Here is a 12,617-nt window from a genome sequence, read left to right as displayed (position 1 = left end):
TCGTCATCAAAACCTCGGGGATCAACTCACCCGAACAGCACCGGGCATGGCGAAGCTGGCGTCGATCAGTGGTCCGTGGGGGCCATAGAAGCGAGCGGCGAACTGGAAGCCATCCTTGGGCGCCGGCAGCCAGTTGCGGTGTTGGTCCGGGTCGGTCGGCGCGTCGTGCTGCACATAAATCACCAGCTTGCCGTCGGCGGTGTGCAACTTGCCGCGCTGGAGCATGTAGCTGTTGAGCGAGTAGCGGTTGATCGGGTTATCGACGAAGTAACCTTCGCGGTCGTACAGCGGCAGTTCCCAGAATTCGGTGACGGGCGGCATGTCGGCCAGATCGAACGTGAGGGTGTAGCGGTGCTCGCCGTGCAACGGTTGGCCCTGGGAATCGCGCAGGGCAAAGCCCGCAGTGTGCGAGCGCGACGGAATCGGGCCGAGAACGGCGACGTAGCCGTACACGGCACGCATCAGCCAGTCGCTGTCCTGGTAACCCAGATTGGTGGAGAGTGACCAGCCATTCATGTCAGCTCCCAGGCCGTTGGCAATCTGGGCCTGCACCGCTTTCCTGCCATCCTCGATTCCGGCTTCGACAGCGGCCAGCATGGGTGCGGGCAGGCTACCCGGATCGAAGGTGTGCCCAGCCTTGAGACCCAGCCGCTCAAAACGGGCGAAGGCAGCGATTTCCTTGTGCCCGTCCGCCTGCTTGGTGAAGCTCGGATCGTTGAGAATCAGGCTGACCCAGCGCAGGAAATCCGTGCCCTTGAGGCGACCGGGTTCGCGCATGCTCTCCATACCTGGAAACGTCGGGTAGCTGGCGCGCATCAGTGGCACGTCTTCGGCCCTGACTTCTTTTTTACCCGCTGCGATCCATTGGCTCAGGGGCATGAGCGTGATGCGGTCCATGATCGCGTTGATGGTCTTGAGTTCCTGCGCGGTGTCGTCGGTCAGGGCGATACGCAGTACCGCTGCGGCAAAGTCTGAATCCGACTGCACAACTTCTTCACCGACGAATTCGGCGGGAAGCTTGCCGCTCCAGTTCGGCCCGACGAACAAGCGGCGGACCGGACCCGGGGCATTGAACTGACTGCCGATCATGTGCCACCAGCGCGAATAGTTATCGGCCATCTGCAGGCTCCAGTAGCGCTGCTCGACGGCCGGCACCGTGACCACCACCGGCTCCGTGCTCAGGTCGAGCATGGCGCTGCCATAAAGTGTGGTGGCGTTCGGCGTCGTGGCCCCGCGTTGCTTGGCGGAGTAGGGCGCACGCGCCAGACGCAGGCGGTTGAGGCCAACGTAGCGAGGGTTCTGTTCATTCTGCGCGAGGTTGTAGCGCATGTGATAAATCGCCACCGGGTGCATGCCCCACAGGAACACGTCCCGGGCAATGTCGCGGGCCTGTTCGGGCGTCAGCGGCACCTCGGCGGGTGTGGCGTCGGCACCGGCCTTGTAGGCGCTGATACCCAGCAAGGGTATGGCGCTGGCGGCGGCCAGCAGGGTCAGGGTTTGGCGTCGATTGAACTTCATGGGCAGTGCTCCAGGTGGCGCCAGTGACGACGGCGCGTCTGTTCTTCTTGTTGAGTGACTGTCGTTGCCAGCCTGCGATTTCGCCTCCCAATGGTTGTGTAGTGAGGCTGCGCGGCGATAGCCCCAAGGCTCGTCATCGGGCGCCAAAGCATCGTCATTCGACGACAGAGCAGTGATCCGAAAGTGCAGCCGGCGGCGGGAGAGGGGGGTGGGGTTTTTTCCCCCTGAGCGGGTGGGTGCGCGCTTGGGGCAATCCTCTACCGTGGCTGTCGGTGGGCGAGTCGGGCCGTTCCCGACCCCCTTCAGCCGAATGCGAGGAGTACATCAGTGGATATCCAGTTCACCCCTGCCGAACAGGCCTTCCGCGAGGAAGTGCGCGCGTTCTTGCGTCACACAGTACCGGCCGATATTGCTGCACGCGGACGCCATGGCAAGCATTTCAATAAAGAGGACCAAGTGGCCTGGATGCGCCTGCTCAATGAGCGGGGATGGCTGGCCGCCGGATGGCCCGTGGAATTTGGTGGCACCGGGTGGGGGGTGGTCGAGAAGCATATTTTCGAGGAAGAGTGCGCCGCGTTCGGTGCACCGGGCATCGTGCCGTTCGGTGTCAACATGGTCGCTCCGGTGATCATCAAGTTCGGTACGCCCGAGCAACAGGCGCGATTCCTTCCGCGCATTCTCAGCTGCCAAGACTGGTGGTGCCAGGGTTACTCCGAGCCGGGCGCCGGCTCTGACCTGGCCGCTCTGAAGACCCGTGCTGTACGCGATGGCGATCACTACGTGGTCAATGGCCAGAAGGCCTGGACCACCACGGCCCACTACGCCGACTGGATGTTTTGCCTGGTCCGTACCGACCCCGACGCACAACAGCAACGCGGCATCAGCTTCCTGCTGATCGACATGAAAACCCCGGGCATCACCGTGCGGCCGATCATCACCCTCGACGGTGAACACGAAGTCAATGAAGTGTTCCTCGACGACGTGCGGGTGCCGGTGCAGAACCTGGTCGGCGAAGAGAACAAGGGCTGGACCTGCGCCAAGTATCTGCTGACCCACGAACGCACCAGCATCGCCGGCATCGGCCAGGCCAAACAGATGCTTTCGCGGCTCAAGCAGATCGCCAGCCAGGAACAGCGAGACGGTTTGCCCTTGATCGATGACGAACAACTGCGCCTGCAAATTGCCGATCTGGAGATCCAACTGACAGCCATCGAGATGAGCAACCTGCGCACCCTGGCGGCCGCCCGTGACGGTGGCATTCCCGGCGCCGAGAGCTCCTTCCTGAAGATCAAGGGCTCGGAAATCCGCCAGGCCATTACGTACCTGATGAGCAAAGTCCTGGGCCCGTATGCCATGCCCTTTGTCGAAGAGGAGCTCGGTTACGGCGACCAGCCTGACCTGTACCGCGAGTACAGCACCGCACCATTCAGCCAGTACCTGGACATGCGCAAGACCTCGGTCTACGGCGGTTCCAACGAAATCCAGAAGAACATCATCGCCAAGATGATTCTTGAGTTGTAAGGGGCTTATCGATCATGGACTTCAAACTTTCCGAAGAGCAGCAGATGCTGCAAGACACCGTCTCCCGGCTGGTACGTGACAGCTACGATTTCGAGTCGCGCGAGCGCTTTGCCGCAAGTGAAGAGGGCTTCAGCGTCGCGTTCTGGCAGCAGCTCGGCGAGCTGGGCCTGACCGCCGTGCCCTTCGTGTCCGAGTACGGCGGCTTCGGCGGCGGTGGGGTAGAGACCCTGCTGACCATGACTGAACTGGGCCGCGGGCTGTGCCTGGAACCCTACCTGCATTCGGTGATTTTTGCCGGTGGCCTGCTGGCTCAGCTTGGCAACGACGAACAACGTGCCGAGTTATTGCCACAGGTGGCCAGCGGCCAACTGCAATTGGCGGTCGCTGTCGATGAGCCGACCAGTCATTACCAGTTGCACGACGTACGTACTCGCGCCGAAGCGGTGAGCGGTGGCTGGAAACTCAATGGTCGTAAATCGGTGGTGGTCGCCGGTCACAGTGCTGGAATGATCGTGGTGTCGGCGCGTACTGCTGGCAGCGATCGCGATGAAAGTGGTGTCAGTCTGTTCCTGCTCGACCCCAATGCACCGGGTGTCAGCCGTCGTGTCTATCCCACCATGGACGGACGCAAGGCGTGCGAGCTGTACCTCGAAAACGTCGTGGTCAGTGCTGCCGTGTTGCTCGGTGAAACGGACCAGGCGCTGACGGCGTTGCGGTATCAGCAAGGCCGGGCGATTGCCGCCCAGTGCGCCGAAGCGGTGGGCAGCATGGAAGCGGTGTGCGACCTGACCCTCGACTATCTGAAGACGCGCAAACAGTTCGGCCAGGTGATCGGCAAGTTCCAGGTTTTGCAGCACCGCATGGTGGACATGCGCATCGAACTGGATCAGGCCACGTCGATGGCCATCCTTGCCGCTTGCGCTGCGGATGCACCGGACAGCGACGACCGTAGTCGCACCCTGGCGGCCGCCAAAGTGCTGATCGTGCGCGCCGGCCGGTTCATCGCCGACCAGGGCATTCAGTTGCACGGTGGCATCGGCCTGACCTGGGAGTATGTGCTGTCGCACCACGCCAAGCACTTGCTGATGCTCAGCCACCAGTTCGGCAACGATGACCACCACCTCAAGACTTACAGCCGACTGATGCAGGTCGACTAAAAAATCGGCATCGCCTAGCTCCTTTATGGGCCTTCGGGCCCTTTTTTCAGGAAAACCAGCCACCGTGAACTACCAGCTGATCACCTTCGAAAAACGAGACAACGTTGCCGTCCTCACCCTCAACCAGCCCGAACTGCTCAACGCCTTGAGTGCGGCAATGCTGGGGGAAGTCCTCGAAGCCCTGGCCGAAGTACGCCGCGACAACAGCGTGCGGGTCTTGCTGTTGACCGCCAACGGCAAGCTTTTCAGCGCCGGGGCGCAACTGAATGAACTGTTACACGGCGGTGAGCCGGGGCTAAGTCGCGGGGCCAATGTCGCACGCATGATGGAAGGGGTGTTCAACCCCGTTATAGCCCAACTGCGCGAGCTGCCGGTACCCGTGGTGATTGCCTTGAACGGCGGTGTCGCCGGGGGCGCCGTGGGGGTAGCACTGGCGGCAGACGTCATCATCGCCGCGCGTTCGGCGTACTTCTATCTGCCGTTCGTGCCGAAACTCGGCCTGGTGCCGGATCTCGGTTCGTCATGGTTCCTTGAGCGCCTGCTCGGTGGCCCTCGGGCGTTGGCCCTGACCTTGACGGGCGGGCGCTGGTCGGCTGAACAGGCCGAACGCTGGGGCATGATCCATGCCTGTGTGGACGATGCAGTTTTGTCGGATCAGGCCATGGACCTGGCCCGTCAACTGGCCTCGTTACCCGCCCACGGCGTGATTGAGGCGCGGCGCGTATTCGATGCGGCCAGAGGCCATTCGCTGAGCGAACAGTTGACCTATGAAACGGATCGCCAGCGCGAGCTGTTGGACAGGCCCACCTTCGAACAGGGTGTCGAGGCGTTTCTGGCGAAACGCTTGCCGCATTTTCCCGGGCGCGAGTCCGCCGTCATGAACACTCACTGACTCATTCGCTATGACAGACGCTGGCACAGCGTCGCCATCCATTGGAGCAAAAATAATGAACAGTAGTTTTTCCGGTCAGGTTGCACTGGTAACAGGGGCTGCGGGTGGAATCGGCAGGGCCTCGGCCATGGCTTTCGCCGCGGCAGGCTTGAAAGTTGCGGTGGTTGATTGTCAGCGCGACGGTGGCGAAATCACCGTGCGGATGATTCGCGAGGCGGGTGGGGAAGCCAGTTTTTTCGCCTGCGACGTAACCTCTGATACCGAGGTCAAACAACTCACGGAACAGGTACTCGCTGCTTACGGAGCCATTGACTATGCCCACAACAACGCCGGAATCGAGCGTGAAAAAGGCCGCGTGGGTGACAGTGGTGAAGAGGTTTACGACGCCTTGATGGACGTGAACGTCAAAGGCGTCTGGCTGTGCATGAAGCATCAGCTGGAGGTCATGCTGGCTCAGGGGAGCGGGGCGATCGTCAACACCGCCTCGGTTGCCGGCCTGCGCGGCGTTCGCAAAATGGGCATTTACAGTGCCGGCAAACACGCCGTTGTCGGGCTGACCAAGTCCGCAGCCATCGAGTACGCGAAAAAGGGTATCCGCATCAATGCCGTGTGCCCGGCCGTCATCGAGACGCCCATGCTCGAACAGATGATCAAGATCGACCCTCTGGTGGCGGAACGCTCCGCGGCCATGCATCCCATCGGCCGACTGGGTCGTGCCGACGAGGTCGCCAACGCCGTGCTGTTTTTGTGCAGCGACGGCGCCAGTTTCATCACCGGGCAGGCGCTTGCCGTCGATGGCGGATTAAGCGCCAGCTGATTCGGCACTGCTCAATCAACAGAGAGATTACATTCATGACGCTACCGTTATCGTCGTGCGCCCCGGCGCGCAACTTCGCCAACGCACTCGACTTCACCGGCAAGACTGTTTTGGTGGTCGGTGGCTCCAGTGGCATTGGCAATGGCATTGCCCAGAGCTTCCACCAACTCGGCGCCCAGGTGCATGTGTGGGGCACTCGCTCGCACGCCTGCGACTACAGCGCAGAAGAAGGCTCAGGCCTGAAAGGGTTGCACTATGCCCAGGTCGATCTGAACGAACAGTCGGCTATCGAACAGGTTCAACCGGCATTCGAAAGCCTTGATGTATTGGTGCTGGCCCAAGGCACGATTTTGTACAAGCGCGCGGAGTTCGACATGCAGGGCTTCGACAAAGTCATGCGGGTGAATCTCGGCAGCATGATGGCGTGCGCGCTCAAGTTCCAGGCATTGCTGCAACGCAGCCAAGGGGCGTTGATCACCCTCAGTTCCACGGCGGGGTTCCGCACCACCCGTGGTAATCCGGCCTATGCCGCCTCGAAGTCGGGCGTCGTCGGGCTCACCGCGACCTTGGGCGACGCTTGGGCAAATCAGGGCATTCGGGTCAATGGCATTGCTCCGGGACTGGTCGATACCAAGTTGACCCGGGTCAGCACGCAATCACCCGAACGTCTGCAGGGGCTGTTGGCACGTATTCCTCTCCAACGCATGGGCTTGCCCGAGGAGATGGCGGGGGCAGCGTTGTTCCTGGCCTCGCCGTTGTCCTCCTACATGGTGGGGCAAACCTTGCTCGTGGACGGCGGACTGACGCTGGCTTGAACCCTTCGACCCCCAAAATTGACCACCGCCCGGTGGTGCTGATTGCAATGGAGTAATGACATGAGCTGGTCCTTTGAAACCGATGCCCAATTCCAGGCTGAACTCGACTGGATGGATGAATTCGTGCGCACCCGCGTCGAGCCGCTCGACCATATTCTGGACTGCGCGTATGACGTGAAGAACCCGGCCAACGTGCGTCTGGTTAGACCGTTGCAGGCTGAGGTCAAGGCCCGTGGCTTATGGGCCAGTCATTTGGGACCTGAACTCGGCGGGCAAGGTTTTGGGCAGGTGAAGCTTGGCCTGATGAACGAAATTCTCGGGCGTTCGGACTTCGCCCCGATCGTATTCGGTTGCCAGGCGCCTGATACCGGCAATGCAGAAATCCTCGCCCACTTCGGCACCGCGGAACAGAAGCGACGCTGGCTGGAACCGTTGTTGGCCAACGATATTGTTTCGTGCTTCTCGATGACTGAACCCCAGGGCGGTTCCGATCCTCAGGTGTTCACCACCCGGGCTGTCCTCGAGGGCGACGAGTGGGTCATCAATGGCGAAAAGTGGTTTTCATCCAACGCCCGCTATGCCGACTTCTTCATCGTGATGGCAGTGACCGACCCGCAAGCCCCACTGATTTCCAGTCAGTCGATGTTTATTGTTCCGGCCGGTACACCGGGCCTGGAGATTGTTCGCGATGTTGGTTTTGCCTCGGAGAAGGTCGCCACCCATGCCTACGTGCGCTACACCAACGTCCGCGTGCCGGCCGATCACATTCTCGGTGGCGTCGGCCAGGCCTTCGTGGTCGCACAAACACGCCTTGGTGGAGGTCGCATTCACCATGCGATGCGCACTATCGGTGAGGCAAAAATGATCCTCGACATGGCCTGCGAACGAGTACTGTCGCGGGTGACCAAGGGCGAACGCCTGGCCCGCAAGCAGATGGTGCAGGAGAAGATCGCCGACAGCTGGATCGAGCTCGAGCAGTTTCGTCTGCTGGTCTTGCGAACAGCCTGGCTGATCGACAAACACCAGGACTACAAACGCGTGCGCAAGGACATCGCTGCCGTCAAAGCCGTCATGCCCAAGGTCCTGCACGATATCGCCTCCCGCGCCCTGCACCTGCATGGCTCGATCGGCGTGTCCGATGAAATGCCATTCGTTCATAGCGTGGTCAATTCGTATTTTCTTGGACTGGCCGACGGTCCCACCGAAGTGCACAAGATCACTGTGGCTCGGGAAATCCTCGATACCTATCAGGCGTGCGACGAGTTGTTCCCGACGTACCACCTGCCGCGTCAACGCGCCCGTGCATTGAGCCAGTACGGCGACGTGCTCGAAGACCTGCAAGGCGTTCTATGACGGACGTACTTGGGATGAATGACGGGAGCGTCTGATGAGTAAAATGGGAAACGGCCTGGATTGGCAGGCACTGGTGGATATCCCGCGCCTGCAACGGTGGATGGACGTCGAGGGACTGGGAGAGGGGCCGATCAGTGGCGCGCAACCCTTGTCCGGTGGTACCCAGAACCTGCTGCTGCGCCTGCACCGTAGCGGCCGCGACTATGTCCTGCGCCGACCGCCGCTGCATCCGCGCATGGACGGCAACGGAACGATGCTCCGTGAAATGCGAGTCTTGCAGGCGCTGGCCGACACCGACGTGCCGCATGCGGGATTCATCGCCGGGTGTAAAGACGCTGAGGTGTTGGGATCAGCGTTCTATTTGATGGAGCCCATCGAGGGCTTCAATGCTTGCGAACGTATGCCGGCCTTGCACGCCGGCGACCCGGCCGTACGGCATGCCATGGGTATTGCCCTGGCTGATGGTGCCGCGGCCTTGGGCCAGGTCGATTTGGCGCGGGTTGGCTTGAGCGACCTGGGCAAGGTCGAGGGTTTTCTCGAGCGCCAAGTCCCACGCTGGCAAGCGTTACTCCATAGCTACGAGGAGTTCGCTGGCTGGAGCGGGACGCAGGCTCTGGGCGACGTGGGAGCAATCGGACGCTGGCTGGAGCAACGACGCCCCCCAATCTTCGAGCCGGGGCTGATGCACGGTGACTATCACCTGGCCAATGTGATGTTCCGCAATGACGGGCCGCAATTAGGCGCCATTGTCGATTGGGAAATGACCACGGCGGGTGATCCATTGCTGGATCTCGGCTGGATGCTCGCAACCTGGCCAGATGCCGATGGCGCCGCCACGGGCCCGGACACTCCGAAACCATGGAGCGGATTTCCTGACGCTGATGAACTGATTGCCCGTTACGCCAAGGGCAGCCAACGCGATCTGAGCAACGTGCAGTGGTACGCGGTACTGGCCTGTTACAAGCTGGGTATCGTGCTTGAGGGAACCCATGCTCGTGCCTGCGCCGGCAAGGCATCGCGAGAAATCGGGGTGCAGTTGCATCAGGCCGCGCTGAGGCTTTTTGAACGTGCGAGCCAATGGATCGAAGGCAGGCGCTAAAGAAAGAGGACGCTTGGCAGCAAAAAGCGTCCTCGCTTTTTCGATCCATCATGCAGTCATCGCAGATGACGAAACTAAAAAGGTAGGCATAGTGGAACGCACCATTTCCACCCTGGCGGGCATATCACGCAGGATTGATGGCGGCATCTTGTTTGGGCAGACACCGCGCCGGCGTTGGGCAGACTTGATGAGGCCCGACCACGACAACCTGGTGGAGATCGCCGCACGGACAATGCTGGTGCAAGAGCAGGGCAGGAATATCTTAGTCATGGCAGGCGCCGATGGACTGCTGGCTCCCCCACATCGCGATTGTCGGTGTCGACCGCGCAAACCGGGATTGCTCGACAGCCTGGCTCAACGTGGTCTGGATGAAAACGCGGTGGATGCCGTGGTGTTGACCCACTTGCAGGCGCATCTTTCCAGCGAAATGAGTGAACTGATCAGGGAAGGGGAGATGCCACGCCTGTTGTTCCCCCGGGCACGCTACTTCTGTGGCGAGCGTCATTGGCTGCGAGCACGCCATCCGCATCCGCGTGATCGGGACTTGTTCGTCTCACCGCTGATTCATCGGCTAGAAGGCAGTGGGCGGTTGACGTTGATCGGGGATACCGGATGTGAAGCGTTCGGTGAAGGCTGGCGGTTTCAGACCAGCGATGGTTTTACCCCGGGGCAGTTACTACCGGAAGTTCAGTTACCCGGTGGGCCGGTGCTGTTCGCCGGCGATCTGATACCGGGGATCCATTGGCTGAACCTGGAAATGACCAGTGCCTATGATCGCAACCCCGAACGCGTGATCGATGAAAAAGAGCATGTACTCGACAATCTGGTGGCTAACGGAGGGCGGCTGTTTTTTGCGCGCGACCCTGAGGTGACGATGGTCAAGGTTATGCGGGACAGGCAGTCGCGCTACATACCGTTCGATCACTACAACACGTTGATATGGTTCGATACTTGAGTCTGAAAAAGTTAGATCAACTAAATAGCCGTTTAGTCGTTTTAAGTCGCTATTGTCTTCAATTATGGCGCTAAATGACGTGAAAATACACAAACATCAGATTGCGCGCGCTCGAAACCACCCTCGAATGCAGTGGCTGTTTCCAGGGTGAATTCCAGTAAATCAGGCAAGGGATGAACGAATCGATCCTGCCAACGCCATTCAACGACATCCAATTTCACGTTCTTTCAGCATTCATCTGTGGCCGTTCATTCGTGTTTTGATAGTTTCACGTCGCGCATCATTAGCGTTTAAAAAACACCGTTCATTCCTGGCGAGCTTTACAAGGCGGCACGCAATCTTGATATGGAAAAAGCAGGAATCTTTGGTTGCAGGAATCTTTGGTTGATGCCTGGCATGGCTTGCAGAATTCGTTTGATCAGCAAAAAAGGCTCAGCCAAGTGTGATTCGTATCTGGCGCTGAGTGAATGTCTTGCCTCGAACCGTTCCCGAAGAAGGACTTAGACAGGATAAGAACTGGTAGCTGAGTTGAGTGCTTCAAAAGCAGTGTGTAACGAGGCTGATCTTGAAATACGCTGTTACGTGTAATGTATATTATGTTAAACACGATGCCATGTTAGAAATGTTCATGCTACTGAAGAAAACACACGGATAAGGGTTTCACGAAGCGATGAGTTTGAACCCCCATAGGGCTGCCATACCTACTGCCAGTGTCAGGACAGTGCTTCGAGTCTTCCAGGCGATCCAGGCAGCAATAATCGCCGCTGGTATCTGAGGATTATCGAACGCAAACTCACCCTGTCCATGGGGGTACACCACTGCGGGTAGAACCAGCGCTGCCAGCACACTCGCCGGCACATACACCAAGGCTCGACTCAGCAGTGTAGGAATTCGCCACCGACCATAAAGCTCGACAAAGGAAAGTCGCATGACAAACGTTCCTATGCCGACCGCTAGAAACATTACCCACAAAGACCAATCACTCATCGCGTTTCCCTCTCGACGTTATTGGCTGAAACACTGCTCAACGTTTTTTTGCAAATGGTTTCAATCAACAACCCTGCAATGACTCCGCCTATGGAAGCCGTTATCAACCCGAGGTTATATGGCAGCTTTACGGCCAACACTGCGATCAGCCCACCTACTACTGCGGCCCCCAGGCTCGCCGATCCACGTATGCTCGGAACGAGTAGCGCTAAAAATGAAAGCGGTACTGCAAAGGTCAACGACCACGTCTCCGGGATGCTTGCGCCCAGGTACACCCCGGCAAAAACCGAGAGCTGCCAAGTCAGCCACATGGCAACAGCTGTCCCGGCATAAAAATGAGGTGCAAACCTACCTAGCTCTCCTGACGAAAATTTCAGACTGCAAAGTGCATAGGACTGGTCAGAAAGCAGGTAAGAAACTGGCCACGTCCAGCGACGAGGCAAATGGTGCAGATGAGGAGCTAACGAAGCGCTGTACATGATAAAACGTAAGTTGATGATCAAGGCCGTGACCACGATCGTCACGGGCAAGGCACCATTTTGTAGTAGCTGGAGTGCAACGAGCTGCGCCGAACCAGAGTAAAAGAGTAACGTCATCCCCATACTCATGCTCGGCGACATTCCCATCTCAATAGCCATAACCCCGGTAACCAGCCCGAAAGGAACGACTCCGGGAGTCAATGGGATCAACGTTCGGACGCCGTGTGTAAAAGCTTCTCTACCTGTTCGGTACGTCATTTCGCATCCTCGAATTGGCGCACGCGCGCCCACACTAAGTTAGATCTGATAGCCTCTCGACGGATCAACCAAATTCAGAAACGGCGTCCACTCGCGTTCTCTTCGAAGGTTCTCGACGATCACCGCCACACCACCTTCCACCTGCACATCGCTAGCAATATGCGGAGTCAGGAGAATCCGTGGATGTTTCAAGAAAGGGCTATTGGGAGACGGAGGTTCATGCGCAAGGACATCCAGCACCGCTCCACCCACACGACCTTCATTCAGTGCAGCAAGTAAATCCTGCTCAACGACATGGGCACCCTGCCCCACATTAACCAATCGACCAAGTCCCATGATACCGACTCGCCGCTGCGAAGCATTCATGGAGCTGACACTCTGGGTCGAGCAGCGCGGGTCAGCGGAGGTCGCCGGCAACGATCGTGGTGCTTTGGACACAATCAGCAAGAACAAAGGGGGCTGAGCGGCAATCCGCCTGTGCAGTGACAGCACAGAACAAGGCAATTACAATTTGATTAACATCCAGCGACTTGAGCGATTAAATACCCCATGGAAAGCAAGACTGCGCGCCTCACTGTACTCATTGACCCCATCAAGAAAAAAGCTTTCGAGGAACTCTGTGCAGCACAAGACCTGACGTCTTCGCAGGTAGTCCGCCAGTTGATTCGTGACTACCTGGATACTCACGGCGCCAGCTATTCGACCAAGAGCAAGCATGCCGCCAGTACCAAGTCATAACCCAACACTGGCAGTTGTTCTCTAGAGC

Annotated in this window: 13 protein-coding genes; 9 read left to right on the top strand and 4 right to left on the bottom strand. The window is 59.0% G+C overall.

The genetic code is table 11. The annotated features are described in order from the left end of the window. Positions 1-21: 21 nt before the first annotated feature. Complete coding sequence (locus QYH43_RS04020; protein ID WP_301156409.1) at positions 22-1,518, bottom strand: DUF1254 domain-containing protein; 1,497 nt, start codon at positions 1,516-1,518, stop codon at positions 22-24. Positions 1,519-1,845: 327 nt separating this feature from the next. Between QYH43_RS04020 and QYH43_RS04015 the strand changes: the two genes are divergently transcribed. The 8 genes from QYH43_RS04015 to QYH43_RS03980 all read left to right on the top strand — a co-directional run bounded on the left by QYH43_RS04015 (position 1,846) and on the right by QYH43_RS03980 (position 10,127). Beyond that, entirely contained in the window at positions 1,846-3,039 is a 1,194-nt protein-coding gene (locus tag QYH43_RS04015) for an acyl-CoA dehydrogenase family protein (protein ID WP_301156407.1), read from the top strand. A gap of 14 nt (positions 3,040-3,053) precedes the next feature. Next, positions 3,054-4,196 (top strand): acyl-CoA dehydrogenase family protein, encoded by a 1,143-nt coding sequence (locus tag QYH43_RS04010; RefSeq protein WP_301156406.1) that lies wholly within the window; start codon positions 3,054-3,056, stop codon positions 4,194-4,196. Positions 4,197-4,260: 64 nt separating this feature from the next. Next, entirely contained in the window at positions 4,261-5,088 is an 828-nt protein-coding gene (locus QYH43_RS04005) for an enoyl-CoA hydratase-related protein (protein WP_301156405.1), read from the top strand. 55 nt (positions 5,089-5,143) lie between these two features. Next, a complete protein-coding gene (locus tag QYH43_RS04000) occupies positions 5,144-5,905 on the top strand; it encodes an SDR family oxidoreductase (protein WP_301156403.1) in 762 nt (253 codons plus the stop codon). A 35-nt stretch (positions 5,906-5,940) separates the two neighbouring features. Continuing rightward, positions 5,941-6,720 (top strand): SDR family NAD(P)-dependent oxidoreductase, encoded by a 780-nt coding sequence (locus QYH43_RS03995; protein ID WP_301156402.1) that lies wholly within the window; start codon positions 5,941-5,943, stop codon positions 6,718-6,720. Between the two features lie 60 nt (positions 6,721-6,780). Then, positions 6,781-8,073: an acyl-CoA dehydrogenase family protein gene (locus QYH43_RS03990; protein ID WP_301156401.1), complete on the top strand. Its 1,293-nt coding sequence runs from the start codon at positions 6,781-6,783 to the stop codon at positions 8,071-8,073. 34 nt (positions 8,074-8,107) lie between these two features. After that, entirely contained in the window at positions 8,108-9,172 is a 1,065-nt protein-coding gene (locus QYH43_RS03985; protein WP_301156400.1) for a phosphotransferase family protein, read from the top strand. A gap of 91 nt (positions 9,173-9,263) precedes the next feature. Then, positions 9,264-10,127: an MBL fold metallo-hydrolase gene (locus QYH43_RS03980; RefSeq protein ID WP_301156591.1), complete on the top strand. Its 864-nt coding sequence runs from the start codon at positions 9,264-9,266 to the stop codon at positions 10,125-10,127. Positions 10,128-10,787: 660 nt separating this feature from the next. On the opposite strand, the gene QYH43_RS03975 is transcribed toward QYH43_RS03980, so the two are convergent. Genes QYH43_RS03975 through QYH43_RS03965 form a run of 3 tightly spaced genes read right to left on the bottom strand, consistent with a single transcriptional unit; the run spans position 10,788 to position 12,187 of the window. Continuing rightward, on the bottom strand, positions 10,788-11,114 hold the full coding sequence (locus tag QYH43_RS03975; RefSeq protein WP_301156398.1) for an AzlD domain-containing protein: 327 nt from the start codon (positions 11,112-11,114) through the stop codon (positions 10,788-10,790). Then, on the bottom strand, positions 11,111-11,851 hold the full coding sequence (locus QYH43_RS03970) for an AzlC family ABC transporter permease (RefSeq protein ID WP_301156397.1): 741 nt from the start codon (positions 11,849-11,851) through the stop codon (positions 11,111-11,113). Before QYH43_RS03970 ends, QYH43_RS03975 begins: the two co-directional genes overlap by 4 nt. Before the next feature lie 39 nt (positions 11,852-11,890). Continuing rightward, a complete protein-coding gene (locus QYH43_RS03965; RefSeq protein WP_301156396.1) occupies positions 11,891-12,187 on the bottom strand; it encodes an NAD(P)-dependent oxidoreductase in 297 nt (98 codons plus the stop codon). 213 nt (positions 12,188-12,400) lie between these two features. On the opposite strand from QYH43_RS03965, the gene QYH43_RS03960 reads away from it, so the two are divergent. After that, positions 12,401-12,589, top strand: coding sequence for a ribbon-helix-helix protein, CopG family (locus QYH43_RS03960; protein ID WP_095056214.1), 189 nt, complete (start codon positions 12,401-12,403; stop codon positions 12,587-12,589). Positions 12,590-12,617 lie beyond the last annotated feature (28 nt).

It is taken from the genome of Pseudomonas sp. C32, assembly GCF_030417915.1.
Taxonomy (GTDB): domain Bacteria; phylum Pseudomonadota; class Gammaproteobacteria; order Pseudomonadales; family Pseudomonadaceae; genus Aquipseudomonas.
Note: the sequence above shows the minus strand (reverse complement) of the source record. Positions and strands in the feature narration are given on the sequence as shown.